Consider the following 19,523-nt stretch of genomic DNA (forward strand, 5'->3'; position numbering starts at 1 on the left):
CCAATAGGCCGAACGCCCAGCCGGACGCAGGCGTGTCGATCGCCATCACGCCGCCAGCGCCCCCGCGTCCCCTCGCGTCGCGTCCCGCACCGCCTGCGTGACGATCCGCGCGAGCCGCTCGACGGTCGGCGTCGCCGACGACGTCCGCCGCAGCAGCATCAGCGGCAGGCCCGGCAGTGCCGGCAGCCCGGACGACGCCGCGTCGAGCACACGCACCGACGCGGGCAGCCCGTAGTGCGAGCGCACGGTCAGCCCGAGGCCGGCCGCCGCCGCCGCCCACAGCCCGGCCAGGCTCGGCGTCGTGAACGCAACGCGCCACGGTACGCCCGCACGGTCGAGCGCGTCGGTCGCCGCGCCGAAGAAGCGGCACGGCCGGTCGAACACGACGAGCGGCAACGGCTCGCCCGATGCGCGCATCGCACGCAGACGCGCGGCGCCGTCGTCGACCGCATCCGCCGGTCCGTCGGCGTCCGGCACGCCGAAACCGCTCGCGCCACCCGCGATCCACTGCATCGGCACCTGCGCGATCGCGTCGCTGTCGATGCCCGCGCGCGACACCAGCGCCGCCGACGCCGGGTCGCCCCACACGAGCGCGAGATCGAGCTGGTTCGCGTCGAGCCGCTCGAGCAACTCGGCATTGCGCGCGACGCGCGCCTCGATCCTCACCTTCGGATGCGCACGCGCGAAACGCCCGAGCACGTCGGGCAGGATCGCTTCGCCGAAGTCCTCCTGAAGGCCGACCCGCACCCAGCCGTCGAGATTCACGCCGCGCACGGCCGCGGCCGCTTCGTCGTTCAGCTCGATCATCCGCCGCGCATAGCGCAGCATCGCGTCGCCGGCGTCGGTCAGCGCGAGCCCGCGGCCGGCCTTCACGAACAGCGGCGTGCCGGCCTGCTCCTCGAGCTTGCGGATCTGCGCACTCACCGCCGACGACGAACGCGCGACGCGATCGGCGGCCTTCGCGAAGCTGCCGAGATCCACACCCGCGACCAGGCTGCGCAGCGCCGCGACGTCGAAGTTCGGCCGGGCCAGCGTGGCGTCGGGTGCCACGAGCGACACCTCGCCGTGGGCAGGGTCTTGTCCGGACATCTCAATCATCCCGTTTTATCGAACGATTCATCAAAAACTTTCCGATTTTCAGGATGAATGTAGGCCGCCACACTGGCGATGTCAATTTCCACACGGGCCCTGTCGCCATGGATACCTCCTGCCTAGCATCCCCGTCCTCGTCCTTGCCAGCGCGCGACGCGCGCGGCCCGGCCCATCGCTGGCGCGTGCTCGCGGCCGGCGTCGCCGCGAACATGAGCTTTTCCGCCGCCGCGGCGGGCATTCCGACCACCGCCGTGTGGATGCGCTCGGCCTATCACCTCGACAACGGCGCGCTGGGCCTCGTGCTCGGCGCGCTCGGCTTCGGCGTCGCACTGTCCGAACTGCCGTGGGGGATCGCCGCCGACCGCTTCGGCGATCGTCGCGTACTGCTCACCGGCCTCGTCGCGACCGCCGCGATGCTGGCGCTGATGGTGGCCACGATCGTCCCGGCCACGCACGCGGTGCCGCCGCTCATGCGCGTCGTCGCTGCGATGTGCTGCGTCGGCCTGCTCGGCGGCAGCGTGAACGGCTCGAGCGGACGCGCGGTGATGCGCTGGTTCGGCGAGCGCGAACGCGGGCTCGCGATGAGCATCCGCCAGACGGCCGTGCCGCTCGGCGGCGGCGTCGGCGCGGCGCTGCTGCCGTCGCTCGCGTCGCATGCGGGCTTCGCCGCGGTGTACGGCGCGCTGATGCTGCTGTGTGCCGGATCGGCCGCGCTCACGTGGCGCTGGCTGCACGAACCGCCCGACGCGGCGGCCACCGCGCCCGCCGACGCGAACCGCGCCGTCGGGCACCAATCGCCGGCCGCGCCCGCGCGCAGTCCGCTCGCGAGCGGCCGCGTCTGGCGCATCGTGCTCGGCATCGGCGCGCTGTGTGCACCGCAGTTCGCGGTACTCACGTTCGCGACCGTGTTCCTGCACGATTTCGGCCGGCTCGGCCTCGCCGGCATCAGCGCGGCGATGGTCGCGCTGCAGTTGGGCGCGATGGTGATGCGCGTGTGGAGCGGCCGCCATACCGACCGGCACGGCAACCGGCGTGCGTACCTGCGCGGGTCGGTCTGCGTCGCGTCCGGATCGTTCGCGCTGCTCGCGGCCGCGACCGCCGGCAGCCCGCACGTGCCGCTCGCCGCGATCGTCGCGATCCTCGTGTTCGCCGGCATCTGCGTGTCGGCCTGGCACGGTGTCGCGTACACCGAACTCGCGACGCTCGCGGGCGCGAACCACGCAGGCACCGCCCTCGGGATGGCGAACACGGTCGTCTATCTCGGGCTGTTCGCGACGCCGCTCGCGATTCCGCCGCTGCTCGCCGTCAGCTCGTGGAGCGTGGTGTGGCTCGCGACCGCGCTGATCGCGGCGGCAACGTACCCGTTGTTTGCCCGCTAGCCAGCAAGCGGGCGCCAGCGGCGACGCCCGTCCTGCCGACCGCATGGCGCGGCATTCAGAACTTGTACACGGCCGACAGCATCGCCGAGCGGCCGTCGCCGAACTCGACGGCCGACGATTGCGATGCGTTTCCCGCCACCTGCCGCACACGTTCGACATAGGCGCGATCGAACAGGTTGTCGACGTTCAGCTGGAAGCGCAGCCTGCGGCTCACGTCGTACGACGCCATCAGGTTGTGCACCCAGTACGCGCCGAGCTTGCCGTCGCCTTGCGACGTCACGTTGCGCCGGCCGACGAAGTGCGAACCGTAGCCGACCGTCCAGCCGGCCGGCAACCGATAGGTCGTCCACAGGTTGAACGCGTGCCGCGGCGTGTTGCCGAGCGCCTGTCCGTCGCGGCGCGGCGTGGCCGGTGAACTGAGCGTGACGCTCGCGAGATACGTGTAGTTGGCGAACACGTCCCACTGCGGCGTCACCTTGCCGGCGGCCCCGAGCTCGATGCCGCGAACGCGCTGCCGGCCCACGAGCGCGTAGCTGCCGTCAGCCATGCGTTCGCGCGCGTTGTTCTTTTCGGTCTGGAACAGCGCGCCGTTCAGCGCGACGCCCGCGAGCCCCTCCCATTTCGCGCCGAGCTCCAAACTCTCGTTCGTCTCGGGCGCGAGCGCACCGGTCGCCGCGCTCACGCCGGAGCCGGAGGTCGCGAGAAATTCGGCGGACGGGTTGAACGACGTGCCGTACGCGAAATACGCGCGACCGTTGTCGGTCGGCTTGAACACGAGCCCCGCGCGCGTGCTCAGGTGACGGTCGGAACTGTCCGCGCGCTCGGCGGGCTTGCCGGCCGCGGCCCCTTCCGCCCAGCCGTCGATCCAGTCGTGCCGCAGCCCGACGTCGATGTCCCAGTAGCGGCCGACCGAGATCGTGTCGAACGCGTACAGCGCCTTCACGACCAGCGCGGTGTCCTGGCGGGCACTGTCCTCGCGCTGCGCCGGGCCGCGCCACACGCCGGGCGGCGCCGCGAGCGCAAAGCCGTCGGCCGGGTAGAACCGGTTGAGCCCGTACGAATAGGTCGTGCGGCCGTACGTTTCGCGCGAGATCTCGAAGCCCGTGACGAGCGTATGCCCGACGCCGAACGTCGTGAACGTGCTCGTCACGTTCGTCTGGTTCGCCCACATCGCGGTCGACGCGTCGCGGCCGTAGCCTTGCGGCCCGGCCGGCTTGAAACGCCCGGGCGGCAGCCCTTCCAGGCTCACGCGCGCTCCCGAAATCACCGTATCGCGATTCAGGTGCGCGTAGCGGCTCAGGTTCTGCACCTTCAGGCCGGACGACACGTCGTGCTCGGCCTTCACGGTGACGGCATCCGCAGCGATCCGTTCGCGATCCAGATTGCGCCAGCCGAAATAGCGGTCGCGCGACATGCCCGCCAGCACCTGGCCGTTGTGCGCAGGCAGCCCGTAGTCGGGCAGGTTGTTGTCGTACTGGTGAAAATAGCCGAGCGTGACGCGCGTCGGCGTGCCGAGGCCAAACGCGAGCGACGGCGCGACGCCCCAGCGGCGCTTGCGGATGTCGTTGCGGCCCGGCACGTCGTTCACATGCGCCATCGCGTTCAGGCGGAACGCGGCCCGGCCTTCGGTGCCGGGCACCGGCCGGTTCGCATCGAGCGTCACGCGGCGGTAGCCGGACGTACCGAGCATCGTGCCGGCCTCCGTGAGCGCGCCGGCTTTCGGCGTCTTGCTGATCAGGTTCACCGAGCCGCCCGTCGTGCCCGCGCCGCCGAATACCGAGTTCGGCCCCTTGATCACCTCGACCGCCTCGATGTTGAACAGGTCGCTGCGATTGTTCTGCGCACTGTCGCGCAACCCGTCGAGCTGCAGGTTCGCGTTCGCGCCGAAGCCGCGGATATTGAACATGTCGCCCGACCCGCCGCCGCCTTCTCCCGCGTTGAACGTGATGCCCGCGACGTTCGACAGCGCGTCGCGCAGGCTCAGCGCCTGCTGTTCGTCGAGCACCGCGCGTGGCACGACGGTGATCGTCTGCGGCACGTCGAGCAGCGGCGTCGCGTATTTGGCGGAACCCGACCGGTCGACGCGCGTACCGGCGTCGCGATTGCCGTGGACGAAGATCGGGCTCAGGTGCGGCGCGTGGCGCGGCTCGTCCTCTTCCGCGCACGCAGGCGCGGCGGCACAGGTCACCATCGCGAACGCAACGGACGCGGTCGCGCGACGCGGCGGCGTCGCGCTCGACAGAATGCAACGGCTCATGTTCACTCCACTCCATTAACGAGAATGATTCTCATTCAATAGAAATGGAATCGACGTGGCAATTGGACACGTACGAACTTCGGGATCCGAATTAATCGTCGAACGACGCGGGCATGGCGCAGGCCAGCATGACACAGTGTGGCGTCTCGATCATTCGCACGAAGCGTGCGACAGCTGGCTGCGTGCGGTCTTCGCGTTCAGGAGGCCGCCGACGCTGTACACGCCACCGATGCGCGGCACCGTGAAATGGCAGCCGTTCGTCACACGCGGGCGGCGCAGCACGCCCCACGGCGCCCGCGCATCCGTCAGGCCGCCTCGCGCGCCAGCGCGCGCCGCGCGGCCGGCCGCTCGGCCTCGCGCTGCGCGTGGGCTGTCCACGCCGCATGCTGCGTCATGTCGAGTCCGATCGCGACACCCCAGCGATACAGCACCAACAGGAACGGATCGACGATCGAATGCGCACCCGGTTCAGCCCACGTTCGGCCATCGGCGAGCGCGGCCTCGATCGAGGCGTTCGCGGCTTCGATCGTGCCGCGCCCGTGTGCGCTGACCGCGCCGTGCAGCGCCGGATCGCCGATGAAGCGGCCCGGCCGCCACAACGCGCCGTAGCCGACGCCGTGCACCCAGCCGACCAGCCAGGCGAGCCATTCATGACACCGCGCCTCGCGCAGCGGTTCGCCGAGCGGCAGCAATTGCGCGTCCGGATAGCGGTGCGCGAGATACGTGAGGATCGCAGGCGTTTCGGTCAGCACGCTCGGCTCGCCCGGAATCGCGAGCACGGGCACGCGCGCCTTCGCGTTGATCGCCAGATAGGGCGCTGCGAGGTTCTGCTGCTTCTGCACCGAGACGATCTCGACGTCGAACGGCGCGCCGGTTTCCTCCAGCGCGATATGAGCGGCTAGCGAGCAGGCGCCCGGCGAAAGATAGAGACGATATGCGTTCATGGTGTGTGGCCCGACGGCGCTGTGGAAGACGGAACCGAGTGTAGGAACGCATCCCGATGCGCGGCAAACGAAGAATTGTCGTGCTTGAGCATTAGTGTTACTAATACCCGCATGCGACGCATCCACCTCCCCCCGCTCCAGACGCTGCGTGCGTTCGAAGCCGCCGTGCGGCTGCAGAGCTTCACGCGCGCGGCCGATGCGCTTGCGCTCACGCAAGGCGCCGTCAGCCAGCACATCCGCGCGCTCGAGGCGCAGCTCGGCTACCCGCTCTTCACGCGCGAACGCAACGGCGCAACGCCAACGCATGCCGCGCATGCGCTCGCGCTACAGGTGCGCCAGGGCCTGAGCGTGCTCGAACGCGCGTTCGAGCCGGCGCTCGCCGTACGCAGCCGCCCGCGTACCTGCGACGTGACGCTGAACGTCAGCGTGCTGCCGAGTGTCGCCGAGCGCTGGCTCGCACCACGCCTGCCGCGCTTCACGGCCGCGCATCCGCACATCGCGATCGCGCTGCACCCGGACGTGGCGCTCGCGCCGCTGCGCAAGCGCGACCGCATCGACGTCGCGCTGCGCTACGGGCCCGGCAGCTGGCCGGGCGTCGTCGCCGAAAAGCTGATGAACGAGACGATCTTCCCGGTCGCGAGCCCCGCGTACCGCAATCGCGACGGCATTGCGCCGCGCGTGCCGGCCGATCTCGTGCGCGCGACGTTGCTGCGCCATCCCGCGCAGCCATGGGAACCGTGGCTCCAAGCTGCGCGGCTCGACCTCACCGAATCCGCTCGCGCGCCGCGTTTCACCGATGCGAATGCGCTGATCGACGCGACGCTGAAAGGGCGCGGCGTCGCACTCGCGCGCCGCTCGCTGATCGAGCCCGAGCTCGCGGACGGCACGCTCGTGCGCGTATCGACGGTGCGCGTGACCGACGTGTATGCGCACTACGTCGTATGGCGCCCCGGCCATCCGCAGGAAGCGGCGATCCGCACGTGGCTCGACTGGCTGCGCAGCGAAGCGCGGCGCAGAACGCCGCGCCGCTGACGCTGACGCTGCGGCTGACGCTCACGCGCGCGTCGGCATCGCCACCTTGTCGAGCGTGATCGGCAGATCGCGCACGCGCACGCCCGTTGCGTGATAGATCGCATTCGCGATCGCCGCCGGCACGCCCGTGATCCCTATTTCGCCGATGCCGCGGATGCCGAGCGGGTTGAAATGCGTGTCGCGTTCGTCGACGAAGCTCACGTCGAGATCGCCGATATCCGCATTCACGGGTACGTGATATTCGGCGAGGTTCGCATTCGTGAAGCGTCCATGCCGCACGTCGAGGAACGAGCCTTCCTCGAGCGCGGTGCCGAGCCCCCACACCATCCCGCCGATCAGCTGGCTGCGTGCGGTCTTCGCATTCAGCAGGCTGCCGACGCTGTACACGCCGACGATGCGCGGCACCCGGATCGTGCCGAGTTCGGCATCGACGTGTACTTCGGCGAACACCGCGCCGAACGAATGAGATGCATAGCGCGACTTCTCGTCGCCCGGCTTCGCGGTCGCCTGCGCTTCGAGCGGCCGTCCGCCCGCGCGCGCGATCACCGCGGCGGCCGGATCGCGCCGCGACGGCTCGCCGCGATGCACGAGCCAGCCGTCGTCGACCGTCACGTCGTCCGCCGCGACGCCGTGCAGTGGCGAGCCCGAATCGGCGATCGCCAGCGCGATCAGCATCGCGCGCGCCCGCAGCGCGGCGTCGCGCACGGCCGGCGCGACGCTCGCCGCCGATTGCGAGCCGCCCGACACCGGCGCGCGCGGCAGGCTCGAATCGCCGAGCACGAAGCGCACGTTCTGCAGCGCGAAGCCGAGCGCATCGGCCGCGACCTGCGTCATGACCGTGTAGGTGCCGGTGCCGATGTCCTGCGTGCCCGACGCGACTTCGGCCGTGCCGTCCGGCAGGATGCGCGCACGCGCAGACGCCTCGCTGCGATTCGCCGGATACGTCGCGGCGGCCATCCCGAGACCGACCAGCGTGTCGCCGTCGCGCATCGTGCGCGGCCCGCCGGTGCGCCGCGACCAGCCGAAGCGTTGCGCGCCGGCCTGGTAGCACTCGCGCAGCTTGTTGCTCGACCACGGCTTGCCGTCCTCCGGATCGACTTCCGCGTAATTCGCGAGCCGCAGCGCGACCGGATCCATGCCGAGCCGCCACGCGAGCTCGTCCATCGCCGATTCCAGCGCGAACGAACCGGACGCCTCGCCGGGCGCGCGCATGAACGTCGGCGTGCCGACGTTCAGCGACACGATCCGGTGCGTGGTCGCCTGGTTCGGCACCGCATACATGATCCGCGACGGCATCCCGCACATCTCCGTCCAGTCCTCGAACGTCGACGTGGTGACGATCGAGTCGTGGCGCAGCGCGGTCAGCGTGCCGTCGGCGCGCGCGGCCAGCACGACGCGCTGCTCGGTGAACGGGCGGCCGCCGACCGGGCCGAACATCTGCGGCCGCGTCAGCGCAAGGCGCACCGGGCGGCCCACCTGTCGCGCGGCCATCGCGCACAACGACACGTGCGACCACGACGATCCCTTGCAGCCGAAGCCGCCGCCGAGGAACGGCGAGATCACGCGCACCTGCTCCGGCGCGATGCCGAACACCGCGGCCACCGCCGTGCTGGCGCCCGACACGCCCTGCGTCGCGTCGTGCAGCGTAAGCGTCGGGCCGTCCCAGTGCGCCATCGTCGCGTGCGGCTCGAGCGGATTGTGATGCTGCATCGGCGTCGTGTAGGTGGCGTCGATGCGCACCGCGCCCTCGCGCAGGCCTGCATCGACGTCGCCGCGCTGCGTGTCCATCGCGCGCCCCTGCTGCTTCGGCGGCACGCGCGCGCCGCGCTTCGCGCGCGCGAAATCGAGCGTGGCATCGCTCGCGCGATAGCGCACCTGCACCGCATTCGCGGCGTCGGTCGCCTGCTCGAGCGTTTCGGCGACGACGACCGCGACAGGTTCGTTGCTGTAGCGCACCGTGTCGTCCTGCAACAGCGTGAGCCGGCGCCCGGCCGGCGGCGACAGCGGCGTGCGGCCGCCGTTGGGCAACCGCATCGCGTTCTCGTGCGTCATCACGAACAGCACGCCGGGCATCGCGCGTGCGCGTGCCGCGTCAATCGATTCGATGCGCCCCGATGCGATCGTGCTCGTCACGAGCACCGCGTGCGCGAGGCGCGTATCGGCGAATTCGGCCGCATAGCGCGCGCCGCCCGTCACTTTGAGTACGCCGTCGACACGGTCGAGCGGCTGTCCGGTCACCGTGTTCATGCCGCATCTCCCGTCGTGCCAGCGGCCGCATGCACCGCACGGACGATCGCGCGCTGCGCGAGCGCGACCTTGAATCGATTGCCGTCGAGCGGCCGCGCGTCGCGCAACGCGAGCGCAGCCGCCTCGCGCAGCGCCGCATCGGTTGGCGCGCGGCCGACGAGATGCCGTTCCGCGGCCGTCGCACGCAGCGGCTTGTGCGCCACGCCGCCGAGCGCGATGCGCGCCTCCGTCACCTGCGCACCGTCCAGCCGCAACGCGGCGGCCACCGCGACCAGCGCGAACGCGTAACTCGCGCGGTCGCGCACCTTCAGGTAGTGCGCATGGTCCGCAAAGCGCGGCGGCGGCAGATCCACCGACGTAATCAGTTCGCCCGGTTCGAGCGTCGTGTCGAGGTCGGGCCGATCGCCGGGCAACCGGTGAAACGACGCGAACGGAATCTGCCGCGCGCCGCGTGGGCCGCTCACCTGTACGACCGCGTCGAGCGCCGCGAGCGCGACGCTCATGTCCGACGGGTTCACCGCGACGCACTGCTGGCTGGCGCCGAGAATCGCGTGCATCCGGTTGTGCCCGCCGATCGCCGCGCAGCCGCTGCCCGGCTCGCGCTTGTTGCATTGCGCGAACGCGGGATCGTAGAAATACGGGCAGCGCGTGCGCTGCATCAGGTTGCCGCCGACGGTCGCCATGTTGCGCAATTGCGCGGACGCGCCGGCGAGCAGCGCCTGCGACAGCAGCGGATAGTCCGCGCGGATACGCGGATGAGCGGCCGCATCGCTGTTGCGCATGAGCGCACCGATTCGCAGTCCGCCATCCGGCAACGCGTCGACCGTATCGAGGCCCGCGATACGCGTGATGTCGATGAGCGTGACGGGCCGCGCGACGCCGCCCTTCATCAGGTCCAGCAGGTTCGTGCCGCCGCCGATGAAGGCCGCGCCCGGCCGCTGCGCCGCCCGCACGGCGCCCGCGACGTCGGTTGCCCGTTCGTAGGAGATCGCTTCCATGGCCGGGTCCTCCCGCGCTAGCCGTTCGCCGCGTGCGCGGCGCGCACGGCGGCGACGATGTTCGGGTACGCACCGCAGCGGCACAGATTGCCGCTCATGCGCTCGCGGATCTCGTCGTCCGACAGTTGTGCGGGCCGGCGTCGCACGTCGTCGGTGACGGCGCTCGCCGCGCCCGCCGAAAACTCGTCGAGCAGCGCGGTCGCAGAACACAGCTGGCCGGGCGTGCAGTAGCCGCACTGGAATGCATCGTGATCGACGAACGCACGCTGCATCGGGCTCAGCACGCCGCCGCGCGCGAGCCCCTCGACGGTCGTGATCCGCTCGCCTTCGTGCATCACCGCGAGCGTCAGGCACGCGTTGATGCGCCGCCCGTCGACGAGCACCGTGCACGCGCCGCATTGCCCGCGGTCGCAGCCCTTCTTCGTGCCGGTGAGGCCCGCGTATTCGCGCAGCGCGTCGAGCAGCGTGACGCGCGGTTCGAGCTGCAGCGTGTATTCGCGCCCGTTGATGTCGAGCCGCACGGGCTGCGCCGGGACCGTATCGCGATGTGTCGCCGCAGGCGTGAATGTCGTGTGCGGCTGCTGCGGATGAACGTGCGATGCGGCGCCGACGGTCGCGGCCGCCGCCGCCGATTGCAGAAAGCGGCGCCGTGCGGCGCTGGAGGGCGTATCGTGCGGTAACGGCGGCGACGCCGCATGGCCGGCCGCGAGCGGCGACGGGGCAGCATCGCTCGCGGGCCCGGTGGACGGGAGGATGGGTCGATCGCTGGACATGGCTTCTGCTCGCTCCCTGGTTGATGGATGCGGATACGCCGCCCGTGCCCGGTTGGCCGCGCGGGACAGCGCGTGCATCGGCGCTGCGAGCAATTCCGGTGCCGCAAGCCGACACGGGTCTTCGCCTGCGCCGGGCAGATTGCGTTCATGCGTTGCGAACGGACCGCACGCAGGTATCGGTTACCGCTCCTGTCACGTGCGTGCCGCTACGCTGGCGCGTGGCTGACCGCCGGCTGTCGATGCGGTAAAAAACACGCATTCGGCAGTGGCGCGGGCGACACATCGACCGACGCTGGCCAAAGGCGTCCGCAACGCCGTGCACGACACGTCGCATCGCGTGCATGGTTCGTCGCGTTGCACGCGCGTGTAAATGCGCGCGGCCACTACATCCGCCATGAAAATTCGGCGGATCGACCCGGCTCCGCCGCCTTGAAAGCATATGGTCAGCATCACGAAAGCCGTTCGCGATCACGCGCCGGTCGCAAACGATTCACCGAATCGTCGCATCGCACGGGCATACTCGAAAACGTTTCCCGATCCGCCTGCCAGGAGAGAAGTGATGCGTCGTGTTGCCCTCGTCGTCGTTCTATGTGCCGCCGCCTTCGCCGCCGCCTGCAGCGACGACGCGCCGCACGACGCGCACGCGACCGACGCCTCGCAACAGGCCGGCGCATCGTCCGGCGCCGCGAGCGCGTTCAACAGCGGCGTGGGCGCGAAAGCCGCCGCGTCCGATGCCGCGCCGCTCGCGCCGCCCGTCGTCCACTACCCGCCCGACGATGACGACGACGCGAAGCCCGCGACGAACGCGGGCGCGTCCGCCATCGCCGCGTCGTCGCCGCACTGATCCCGCCGTTCCTGTTGGTGTCCCCAGTCCCCGATCGCAGAACCGAGGTGAAATAACATGACGTCATCCAGCCGCCGCCGTTTCCTGCATACCGTCGCACAGTCGGCGGGCGCGGCCGTCGCGCTCAACGCGTTCCCCGAATCGATCCGCCGCGCGCTCGCGATTCCGGCCGCGCGCGGCACCGGCACGATCCGCGATGTCCAGCACATCGTCGTGTTCATGCAGGAGAACCGCTCGTTCGACCATTACTTCGGACACCTGCGCGGCGTGCGCGGCTACAACGACCGCTTCCCGATTCCGCTGCCGAACGGCAAGCCGGTGTGGTACCAGCCGTCGAAGGAAGACCCGGCGAAGCCCGTGCTGCCGTTCCGGCTCGACACGAAGACGACCAGCGCGCAGTGCCTGGGCGCGCTCGACCACTCGTGGGCGAAGACCCACGCGGCGATCGACGGCGGCCGCTACGACCAGTGGCCCGCGAACAAGACCGACATGACGATGGGCTATCACGTGCGCGAGGACATCCCGTTCCATTACGCGCTCGCCGATGCGTTCACCGTGTGCGACAACTACTTCTGCTCGCTGCCGGGGCCGACGCACCCGAACCGTTCGTACCTGATGACGGGCACGGTCGACCCGACCGGCAAGTTCGGCGGCCCGCTGCTCGACAACGCCGACTACGTCGACGGCGACCTGCCGCCCGCGTACCAGCTGCTGTCGTGGACGACCTTCCCCGAACGGCTCGAGGCGCGCGGCGTGTCGTGGCAGATCTACCAGCAGGGGCTCACGTGGGCCGATCCGTACAACGGCAACTACGGCACGAACATCCTGCAGAACTTCACGAACTTCATCAACGCGAAGCCGGGCTCGTCGCTGTACCAGCGCGCGCAGACGGTGCGCACGCTCGACAACCTGAAGGACGACGTGATCAACGACCGGCTGCCGCAGGTGTCGTGGCTGCTGCCGCCCGCCGTGTTCTCCGAGCATCCGAAATACACGCCGGCGTACGGCGCGAACTACACGTCGCAGATCCTCGACGCGCTGACGTCGAACCCGGACGTGTGGGCGAAGACGGTGCTGTTCATCATGTACGACGAAAACGACGGCTTCTTCGATCACGTCGTGCCGCCGCAGCCGCCGACCTCGGCCGCGCAGGGCGCATCGACCGTGACCACCGACGGCGAGCTGCATACGGTCGTGAATCCCGGCCGCGGCGGCAGCTACACGGCCGACGGGCTGCCGTACGGCCTCGGGCCGCGCGTGCCGATGACGGTCGTGTCGCCGTGGTCGAAGGGCGGCTTCGTGTGCTCACAGGTATTCGACCACACGTCGGTGATCCGCTTCATCGGCGAGCGCTTCGGCGTCGACGAGCCGAACATCACGCCGTGGCGCCGGACCGTCTGCGGCGATCTGACCGCCGCGTTCGACTTCCGCTCGTCCGACGCGACGTTCCCGACGCTGCCCGATACGAGCCAGTACCGCTCGATCGCCGACCAGCAATGCACGTCGCAACCCGCGCCGAGCGTGCCCGCGACGCCGTCGCCGATCGACCCGCAGGAACCCGGCGTGCGCCCGGCGCGCGCGCTGCCGTACGAACTGCACGTGAACGCGAGCCTCTACGGCGACAACACGCTGCGCATCGAGTTCGCGAACCGCGGCAACCAGGGCGCGCACTTCCAGGTGTACGCGACCAACCGCACCGACGGCCCGTGGCGCTACACGGTCGGCGCGCGCCGCGTGCTGCACGCGGACTTCGACCTGACGGAGACGAACGGCGCGTATGCGTTCTCGGTGTACGGGCCGAACGGCTTCGTGCGAATGTTCGCGGGCAACGTGTCGGCCGCGACGGCGCGCCGGCGCAACCAGGCGCAGCCGGAGGTGAAAGCCGGCTACGACATCGCGAACGGCAACCTGTACCTGAAGCTGCGCAACCACGGCAGCGGTCACGTGACGCTGACGCTGACCGACAACGCGTACGGCACGCCCGCGCGCCAGGTGACCCTGCACGGCGGCGACGAACGCGTCGAGCAATGGGCGCTCGCGTCGAGCCACCACTGGTATGACGTGACGGTGAGCGACGGCGTGAACGGCACGTTCTCGCGCCGCTTCGCGGGCCACGTCGAGAACGGCCGGTCGAGCTACTCGGATCCGGCCGCGGTGCGCCCGGTCTCCGCGCCGTAAGCGCGGCGGCACGACGGCGCGCGGCGTCGGCCGCGCGGCGCGTGCCGTCGAATCTCAGATCGCGTGCGCGAGCGCGCGCTCGACGGGCGCGACGTCGAAGCCGTCGTCCGCGTCGCGAAAGCGCAGCGGCGCCGCGCAGTGCACCAGCGTGTCGATGAAGTACTTCGCGCGCGGCCACGGCCCGAAGCCGGCCGCGGTGTTGATGTGCCCCGCGTCGCCGAGGTTCACGAATGCGCTGCCGAGCCGCTGCGCGAGCGTACGCGCATCGGCGAGCGGCATCCACGGGTCGGTTTCGCTGCCGATCACGATCGACGGCACCGCGAGCCGGCGCGCGTCGAACGGCCCCGCGAACGTGAATTTCTTCGGACTGGCGGGCGCGACGAGCAGCACGCCCGCGACGTCGGCCTCCTGCGGCCATTGCGCGAGCGCATGCGCGGCCGCGAGGCAGCCGAAGCTGTGCGCGGCCAGCACGAACGGGCCGCGCTCGCGTTCGAGCAGCACGCGCACGGACTGCGCCCAGCGCGCGAGATCGGGGGCGTCCCAGTCGGCCTGCTCGACCCGCAGCGCACGCGGGAACTGCCGCTCCAGCCAGGTCTGCCAGTGGGCGCCTTCGCTGCCGTGCAGGCCCGGAACGGTCACGAGCCGCGGCGGCCACGCCGATTTGCTGCATGCGCGCATGATTGCCCTCGCTTGCTTTGCTTGGAGACGAGGTTCGATTGTGGCGTGGCGTGCGCGGCGGCCGAACCAATATTTTGTGCTTTGCTTTTGCGCGGGACGGTAGCCGGGCGACCGCCGGCGCGGGCCTCGCGGTGCGGGCCGGCGGCCTCGCGGCGGCGCAATGCGCCGCGAAACCGTAGAATGTGGGCTTCCCGCTTGCCTTGCATCGGATCGGAACCGGGCTCCCCGCGCCGGTTCCGATCGACAGGAGACGCCCGATGTCCGCTACGCCCGCCGGCGCGCTGCGCCCGTTCCATCTCGCCTTCCCCGTGTCGAGCCTCGCCGGCGCGCGCGCGTTCTACGGCGGCCTGCTCGGCTGCCCAGAGGGCCGCAGCTCGGAACACTGGGTCGACTTCGACTTCTTCGGCCATCAGCTCGTCGCGCACCTCGCGCCGGACGAAACCGGCAAAAGCGCGGTGAACCCGGTCGACGGCGACGACGTGCCCGTGCGCCATTTCGGCGTCGTGCTGTCGATGGACGAATGGCATGCGCTCGCCGACAAACTGAAGGCCGCGCATACGCGCTTCGTGATCGAGCCGCACATCCGCTTCAAGGGCGAGGTCGGCGAGCAGGCGACGATGTTCTTCCTCGATCCGTGCGGCAACGCGCTCGAGTTCAAGGCGTTCGCCGACATCGGCCAGCTGTTCTCGAAGTAAGCGCATGAAGATCCTGTTCTACTCGCCGCACCAGGAAGCCGGCGCCTGGCGCGACGCGATCGCGCAGGCGCTGCCCGAGGCCGAACTGCGCGCGTGGCAGCCGGGCGACACGGCCGCCGCCGACTACGCGCTCGTGTGGCGCGCGCCGCGCGAGCTGTTCGCGCCGCGCGACGGCCTGCGCGCGATCTTCAACCTCGGCGCGGGCGTCGATGCGCTGCTCGCGCTCGATCGCGCGCATCCCGGCACGCTGCCGCGCGACGTGCCGCTGGTGCGCCTCGAGGATTCGGGCATGGCGCGGCAGATGATCGAATACGTGACGCACGCGGTGCTGCGCTACCTGCGCCGCTTCGACGAATACGACGCGTTGCAGCGCGAGCGCCGCTGGCAGGTGCTGGAGCCGCATCCGCGCGCGAGCTTCACCGTCGCGGTGCTCGGCCTCGGCGTGCTCGGCGCGCAGGTCGCGCAGGCGCTCGCCGCGCTCGGCCTGCCGGTGCGCGGCTACAGCCGCAGCCCGAAACGGCTCGACGGCGTCGCGACCTTCGCGGGCGACGACGCGTTCGACGCGTGCGTCGACGGCGCGAAGGTGCTCGTCAACCTGCTGCCGAGCACGCATGATACCGACGGGATCCTGTCGGCGCGGACCTTCGCGAAGCTGGCGCCGGGCGCATACCTGGTGAACGTCGCACGCGGCGCGCATCTCGTCGAAGCCGACCTGCTCGACGCGCTCGCGAGCGGCCAGGTCGCCGCCGCGACGCTCGACGTGTTCCAGCACGAGCCGCTGCCGGTCGACCACCCGTTCTGGCACGCGCCGCGCATCACGATCACGCCGCACAGCTCGGCCGAGACGCTGCGCGACGAAGCCGTCGAGCAGATCGCCGGCAAGATCCGCGCGCTCGAGCGCGGCGAGCGCGTCGGCGGCATCGTCGACTACGCGCGCGGCTACTGAATTCCACCTATACGAGACCGGAGACAACCATGACGTTCCCCACCGCCGTCAAGATCGTCGAAGTCGGCCCGCGCGACGGGCTGCAGAACGAAAAGACCTTCGTACCGACCGACGTGAAGATCGCGCTCGTCGACCGGCTGTCGCGCGCCGGCTTCCGCAATGTCGAGGCCGCATCGTTCGTGTCGCCGAAATGGGTGCCGCAGATGGCCGACGGCGCCGACGTGATGGCCGGCATCGAGCGTCGCCCGGGCACCGTGTATTCGGTGCTCACGCCGAACCTGAAAGGCTTCGAGAACGCGCTCGCCGCACGCGCCGACGAAGTGGTGATCTTCGGCGCGGCGAGCGAGGCATTCTCGCAGCGCAACATCAACTGCAGCATCGCGGAGAGCATCGCGCGCTTCGAGCCGGTCGCGAAGGCCGCGAAGGATGCCGGCCTGCGGCTGCGCGGCAGCGTGTCGTGCACGCTCGGCTGCCCGTACCAGGGCGAGGTGCCGGTCGCGTCGGTCGTCGACGTCGTCGAACGCTTCGCCGCGCTCGGCTGCGACGAGATCGACATCGCCGACACCATCGGCGTCGGCACGCCGAAGCGCACGCGCGAAGTGCTGTCGGCCGTCACGCGCGTGTTCCCGCGCGAACGGCTGTCGGGCCACTTCCACGACACCTACGGCCAGGCGCTCGCGAACATCTACGCGGCGCTGCTCGAAGGGATCGAGATCTTCCACGCGTCGGTCGCCGGCCTCGGCGGCTGCCCGTACGCGAAGGGCGCGACCGGCAACGTCGCGACCGAGGACGTGCTGTACCTGATGCAGGGCCTCGGCATCGACACCGGCATCGATCTCGCGCAGGTGGTCGCCGCCGGCGACTTCATCTCGAACGCGATCGGCCGCGCGAACGTGTCGCGCGCCGGTCGCGCGCTGCTCGCCAAGGCGCAGAGCGCGGCCGACGCGCCGAGCTGCGCGTGACCCCGACACTCACCGGACTCCCCATGACGACACCCGCTTCATTCGACTCTCTCCCCGATTCCGCGCGACGCGTCGCGCTGCTGCTGCGCGAACGCGGGCATGCGAAAGGGATCGTGATGCTCGCCGAAACCGGCAAGACCTCCGCCGAAGCCGCGGCCGGGCTCGGCTGCTCGGTCGCGCAGATCGCGAAGTCGATCCTGTTTCGCCGCGAATCCGACGGCCTGCCGGTGCTCGTCGTCGCGAGCGGCGTGAATCGCGTCGACGAGAAGAAGGTCGCCGCCCAGGTCGGCGCGGTCGGCCGCGCCGATGCGAAGTTCGTGCGCGACCATACCGGCTACGCGATCGGCGGCGTGTGCCCGATCGGCCATCTCGTCGAACCGGTCACGCTGATCGACGCCGACCTGCTCGAGCTCGACAGCCTGTGGGCCGCCGCCGGCCATCCGCACGCGGTGTTCAACCTGTCGCCGCAGGAACTCGTCGCGCTGACGGGTGCGCCGGTCGCCGACGTCGCATTGCGTAACGACGCATGAGCGACGCGCCGGTACCGGTCGGCACGGTCGCCTCGCCGTGCACCGACGTCTGCAGGATTGATCCGCGCACCGACTGGTGCGCGGGCTGCCTGCGTACGCGTGACGAGATCAAGGGATGGCGCGCGTCGGACGACGACGCGAGACGCGTGTTGCTCGCGCGGCTCGACGCGCGGCGGCGCCTGCTCGCGCGGAGCGGCGCATAAAAAAATGCCGTTCGGCCTGCTTGGCGAACGGCATGAGATCGGAATCCTGTGAACGTGATCAACGTCACAGCCGCATCATACGAGCGACGCTGCAGCGTCGCATCGGGTGTTTCCCTACAACTCCTTACGGCCTGTCTGGCGCGCAATCCGCGTGCCCGGAGGCGACGCCGACGGGCCTGGCGGCAAGCCGTAGCGGCAAGTCGAATCGCACGACCGTTTCAGTTGCCGACCGCCGCGCGACGCGCCGGCACGATGCGCCAGCCGAGGTTCACGCCAGCCGCCGCGAGCAGGATCAGCAGCGCGCCGAGCACCTGCGTCCACGCGAGCGTCTGCCCGAACGCGACGCGATCGACGATGATCGCGACGACCGGATAGACGAACGACAGCGCGCCCGTCATCGCGACCGGCAGCTTCTGGATCGCGCCGTACAGCAGCACGTACATCAGGCCGGTGTTGACGACGCCGAGCACGACGAGATCGAGCCACTGCGCGGCCGTCGCCGGCAGCGTGTCGAAGTGCGCGAACGGCGCGAGCAGCACGATGCCGAGGCCGGCCTGCAACAGTGCCAGCAGGTGCGGCGGCGTGCCCTTCAGGTGCTTCGTGACGATCGACGACACCGCGTACAGGAACGCCGCGCCGAGCGACAGCGCGACGCCTTCGAGATATTCGCCGGGCACCGCGAGCACGGCCGGCTCGACCCGCACCACGCAGACGAGCCCGATGAAGGCAAGCGCGAGCCACGCGATCGTCGACGCGCTGATCCGTTCGCGGAACACGAGCGCGCCGAGTGCGACGAGCATGAACGGCTGCGTGTTGTAGACGGCGGTCGCCATCGAGATCGACGCACGCGAATACGCGGCGAACAGCAGCAGCCAGTTCGCGACGATCGCGACGCTGCCGAGCGTCGCAAGCACGAGCATGCGCGGCGAGAACAGCGCGCGGCGCAGCAAGCCGAGCGCCGCGCAGACGATCGCGAGCGTCGCGGCGCCGAACAGGCAGCGGAAGAACACGACATTGGTGAGCGGTTGCTGCGACGACATCACGAGCCAGCCGATCGTGCCGGACATCAGCATCGCGACGACCATCTCGGCGGCACCGCGGCGGATTTCGTTCGAGGCCATCATGGACTCCGTTTGGCGAGAGAAGATGACTTCGATTCTAGAAACTTGCTTTCCGTGCATCCACGGCTAAACTGAAGCGAAACGACCGATTCACCTTCGAAAGCAAAGCGATCATGTCGAAACGCCTTTCCCCGCCCGCCGTCGCGTCGCTGGACGCGACCGACCGCGCGATCCTCGCGGCGCTCGCCGAGGATGCGCGCATCGCCACCAGCGAGCTGGCGCGACAGATCGGGCTGTCGGCGCCCGCGACCGCCGATCGCGTGCGGCGGCTCGAGGCGCAGGGCGTGATCGCGGGCTTCACCGTCGAGCTCGATCCGCGCGCGCTCGGCTACACGCTGCAGGCGATCGTCCGCGTGAAGCCGCTGCCGGGACAGCTGCATCTGGTCGAGGAGGTGTTGCGGCGGATTCCGGAATTCGTCGAATGCGACAAGGTGACCGGCGAGGACTGCTTCATCTGCCGGCTCTACCTGCGCACGATCGAGCACCTCGACGACATCCTGTCGAAGGTGACGGAGCGCGCGGAAACGAGCACGGCGATCGTGAAATCGACGCCCGTGCCGCGCCGCCTGCCGCCGCTGGTCGAAGACGACGCCGCGCGCCGCTGAACCGCGAGCGCCGATCGTCGACGCGCGGCAAGCGCCGCG

18 protein-coding genes are annotated in these 19,523 nt (G+C 70.3%); 10 read left to right on the top strand and 8 right to left on the bottom strand.

Translation table 11 applies throughout. The features are described from left to right. Positions 1-45: 45 nt before the first annotated feature. Positions 46-1,089: a LysR substrate-binding domain-containing protein gene (locus DIE16_RS26270; RefSeq protein WP_124486599.1), complete on the bottom strand. Its 1,044-nt coding sequence runs from the start codon at positions 1,087-1,089 to the stop codon at positions 46-48. A gap of 107 nt (positions 1,090-1,196) precedes the next feature. Between DIE16_RS26270 and DIE16_RS26275 the strand changes: the two genes are divergently transcribed. Further along, positions 1,197-2,471: an MFS transporter gene (locus tag DIE16_RS26275; RefSeq protein ID WP_124893701.1), complete on the top strand. Its 1,275-nt coding sequence runs from the start codon at positions 1,197-1,199 to the stop codon at positions 2,469-2,471. A 55-nt stretch (positions 2,472-2,526) separates the two neighbouring features. Here DIE16_RS26275 and DIE16_RS26280 read toward each other — a convergent pair whose 3' ends face one another. After that, on the bottom strand, positions 2,527-4,728 hold the full coding sequence (locus DIE16_RS26280; protein ID WP_124893702.1) for a TonB-dependent siderophore receptor: 2,202 nt from the start codon (positions 4,726-4,728) through the stop codon (positions 2,527-2,529). Positions 4,729-5,033: 305 nt separating this feature from the next. Next, a complete protein-coding gene (locus DIE16_RS26285; protein WP_124571777.1) occupies positions 5,034-5,672 on the bottom strand; it encodes a glutathione S-transferase family protein in 639 nt (212 codons plus the stop codon). Between the two features lie 111 nt (positions 5,673-5,783). Between DIE16_RS26285 and DIE16_RS26290 the strand changes: the two genes are divergently transcribed. Next, a complete protein-coding gene (locus DIE16_RS26290) occupies positions 5,784-6,704 on the top strand; it encodes a LysR substrate-binding domain-containing protein (RefSeq protein WP_124486603.1) in 921 nt (306 codons plus the stop codon). Between the two features lie 21 nt (positions 6,705-6,725). Here DIE16_RS26290 and DIE16_RS26295 read toward each other — a convergent pair whose 3' ends face one another. The 3 genes from DIE16_RS26295 to DIE16_RS26305 are packed head-to-tail and all read right to left on the bottom strand — an operon-like array spanning position 6,726 to position 10,722. Further along, positions 6,726-8,951 carry a xanthine dehydrogenase family protein molybdopterin-binding subunit gene (locus DIE16_RS26295; protein WP_124893703.1) on the bottom strand — a complete coding sequence of 742 codons (2,226 nt, stop codon included), beginning with the start codon at positions 8,949-8,951 and terminating at the stop codon, positions 6,726-6,728. Beyond that, positions 8,948-9,949 (bottom strand): xanthine dehydrogenase family protein subunit M, encoded by a 1,002-nt coding sequence (locus DIE16_RS26300; RefSeq protein ID WP_124520631.1) that lies wholly within the window; start codon positions 9,947-9,949, stop codon positions 8,948-8,950. Before DIE16_RS26300 ends, DIE16_RS26295 begins: the two co-directional genes overlap by 4 nt. Before the next feature lie 17 nt (positions 9,950-9,966). Then, positions 9,967-10,722, bottom strand: a complete 756-nt coding sequence (locus DIE16_RS26305) for a (2Fe-2S)-binding protein (protein ID WP_124893704.1) — start codon at positions 10,720-10,722, stop codon at positions 9,967-9,969. A 559-nt stretch (positions 10,723-11,281) separates the two neighbouring features. Between DIE16_RS26305 and DIE16_RS26310 the strand changes: the two genes are divergently transcribed. Beyond that, positions 11,282-11,566 (top strand): hypothetical protein, encoded by a 285-nt coding sequence (locus tag DIE16_RS26310; protein ID WP_124893705.1) that lies wholly within the window; start codon positions 11,282-11,284, stop codon positions 11,564-11,566. 57 nt (positions 11,567-11,623) lie between these two features. Next, positions 11,624-13,744, top strand: coding sequence for a phosphocholine-specific phospholipase C (locus DIE16_RS26315; RefSeq protein ID WP_124893706.1), 2,121 nt, complete (start codon positions 11,624-11,626; stop codon positions 13,742-13,744). Between the two features lie 54 nt (positions 13,745-13,798). On the opposite strand, the gene DIE16_RS26320 is transcribed toward DIE16_RS26315, so the two are convergent. Next, complete coding sequence (locus DIE16_RS26320) at positions 13,799-14,422, bottom strand: alpha/beta hydrolase (RefSeq protein WP_124486609.1); 624 nt, start codon at positions 14,420-14,422, stop codon at positions 13,799-13,801. 257 nt (positions 14,423-14,679) lie between these two features. Here DIE16_RS26320 and DIE16_RS26325 point away from each other — a divergent pair, with 257 nt between their 5' ends. From DIE16_RS26325 to DIE16_RS26345, 5 genes are read left to right on the top strand one after another with little or no spacing between them, the layout of a single operon-like run. Continuing rightward, positions 14,680-15,117 (top strand): VOC family protein, encoded by a 438-nt coding sequence (locus tag DIE16_RS26325; protein WP_185733747.1) that lies wholly within the window; start codon positions 14,680-14,682, stop codon positions 15,115-15,117. 4 nt (positions 15,118-15,121) lie between these two features. Then, a complete protein-coding gene (locus DIE16_RS26330; RefSeq protein ID WP_124666486.1) occupies positions 15,122-16,063 on the top strand; it encodes a glyoxylate/hydroxypyruvate reductase A in 942 nt (313 codons plus the stop codon). A 29-nt stretch (positions 16,064-16,092) separates the two neighbouring features. After that, positions 16,093-17,025, top strand: a complete 933-nt coding sequence (locus DIE16_RS26335) for a hydroxymethylglutaryl-CoA lyase (RefSeq protein WP_124893707.1) — start codon at positions 16,093-16,095, stop codon at positions 17,023-17,025. A 23-nt stretch (positions 17,026-17,048) separates the two neighbouring features. Beyond that, a complete protein-coding gene (locus DIE16_RS26340; RefSeq protein ID WP_044846152.1) occupies positions 17,049-17,555 on the top strand; it encodes a YbaK/EbsC family protein in 507 nt (168 codons plus the stop codon). Beyond that, positions 17,552-17,758, top strand: a complete 207-nt coding sequence (locus DIE16_RS26345) for a DUF1289 domain-containing protein (protein ID WP_124486612.1) — start codon at positions 17,552-17,554, stop codon at positions 17,756-17,758. The genes DIE16_RS26340 and DIE16_RS26345 overlap by 4 nt, the downstream gene beginning before the upstream one ends. A 218-nt stretch (positions 17,759-17,976) precedes the next feature. On the opposite strand, the gene DIE16_RS26350 is transcribed toward DIE16_RS26345, so the two are convergent. Continuing rightward, positions 17,977-18,879 (bottom strand): DMT family transporter, encoded by a 903-nt coding sequence (locus DIE16_RS26350; protein ID WP_124893708.1) that lies wholly within the window; start codon positions 18,877-18,879, stop codon positions 17,977-17,979. A 113-nt stretch (positions 18,880-18,992) separates the two neighbouring features. Here DIE16_RS26350 and DIE16_RS26355 point away from each other — a divergent pair, with 113 nt between their 5' ends. Continuing rightward, positions 18,993-19,484: an Lrp/AsnC family transcriptional regulator gene (locus tag DIE16_RS26355; protein WP_034177375.1), complete on the top strand. Its 492-nt coding sequence runs from the start codon at positions 18,993-18,995 to the stop codon at positions 19,482-19,484. Positions 19,485-19,523 lie beyond the last annotated feature (39 nt).

The organism is Burkholderia sp. Bp9090 (assembly GCF_003857985.1).
GTDB lineage: Bacteria > Pseudomonadota > Gammaproteobacteria > Burkholderiales > Burkholderiaceae > Burkholderia.

What these genes read in the sequence shown, in the direction of transcription:
- DIE16_RS26270 (WP_124486599.1), bottom strand. Translation starts at nt 1,089, where the DNA reads ATGTCCGGACAAGACCCTGCCCACGGCGAGGTGTCGCTCGTGGCACCC.
- DIE16_RS26275 (WP_124893701.1), top strand. Translation starts at nt 1,197, where the DNA reads ATGGATACCTCCTGCCTAGCATCCCCGTCCTCGTCCTTGCCAGCGCGC.
- DIE16_RS26280 (WP_124893702.1), bottom strand. Translation starts at nt 4,728, where the DNA reads ATGAGCCGTTGCATTCTGTCGAGCGCGACGCCGCCGCGTCGCGCGACC.
- DIE16_RS26285 (WP_124571777.1), bottom strand. Translation starts at nt 5,672, where the DNA reads ATGAACGCATATCGTCTCTATCTTTCGCCGGGCGCCTGCTCGCTAGCC.
- DIE16_RS26290 (WP_124486603.1), top strand. Translation starts at nt 5,784, where the DNA reads ATGCGACGCATCCACCTCCCCCCGCTCCAGACGCTGCGTGCGTTCGAA.
- DIE16_RS26295 (WP_124893703.1), bottom strand. Translation starts at nt 8,951, where the DNA reads ATGAACACGGTGACCGGACAGCCGCTCGACCGTGTCGACGGCGTACTC.
- DIE16_RS26300 (WP_124520631.1), bottom strand. Translation starts at nt 9,949, where the DNA reads ATGGAAGCGATCTCCTACGAACGGGCAACCGACGTCGCGGGCGCCGTG.
- DIE16_RS26305 (WP_124893704.1), bottom strand. Translation starts at nt 10,722, where the DNA reads ATGTCCAGCGATCGACCCATCCTCCCGTCCACCGGGCCCGCGAGCGAT.
- DIE16_RS26310 (WP_124893705.1), top strand. Translation starts at nt 11,282, where the DNA reads ATGCGTCGTGTTGCCCTCGTCGTCGTTCTATGTGCCGCCGCCTTCGCC.
- DIE16_RS26315 (WP_124893706.1), top strand. Translation starts at nt 11,624, where the DNA reads ATGACGTCATCCAGCCGCCGCCGTTTCCTGCATACCGTCGCACAGTCG.
- DIE16_RS26320 (WP_124486609.1), bottom strand. Translation starts at nt 14,422, where the DNA reads ATGCGCGCATGCAGCAAATCGGCGTGGCCGCCGCGGCTCGTGACCGTT.
- DIE16_RS26325 (WP_185733747.1), top strand. Translation starts at nt 14,680, where the DNA reads ATGTCCGCTACGCCCGCCGGCGCGCTGCGCCCGTTCCATCTCGCCTTC.
- DIE16_RS26330 (WP_124666486.1), top strand. Translation starts at nt 15,122, where the DNA reads ATGAAGATCCTGTTCTACTCGCCGCACCAGGAAGCCGGCGCCTGGCGC.
- DIE16_RS26335 (WP_124893707.1), top strand. Translation starts at nt 16,093, where the DNA reads ATGACGTTCCCCACCGCCGTCAAGATCGTCGAAGTCGGCCCGCGCGAC.
- DIE16_RS26340 (WP_044846152.1), top strand. Translation starts at nt 17,049, where the DNA reads ATGACGACACCCGCTTCATTCGACTCTCTCCCCGATTCCGCGCGACGC.
- DIE16_RS26345 (WP_124486612.1), top strand. Translation starts at nt 17,552, where the DNA reads ATGAGCGACGCGCCGGTACCGGTCGGCACGGTCGCCTCGCCGTGCACC.
- DIE16_RS26350 (WP_124893708.1), bottom strand. Translation starts at nt 18,879, where the DNA reads ATGGCCTCGAACGAAATCCGCCGCGGTGCCGCCGAGATGGTCGTCGCG.
- DIE16_RS26355 (WP_034177375.1), top strand. Translation starts at nt 18,993, where the DNA reads ATGTCGAAACGCCTTTCCCCGCCCGCCGTCGCGTCGCTGGACGCGACC.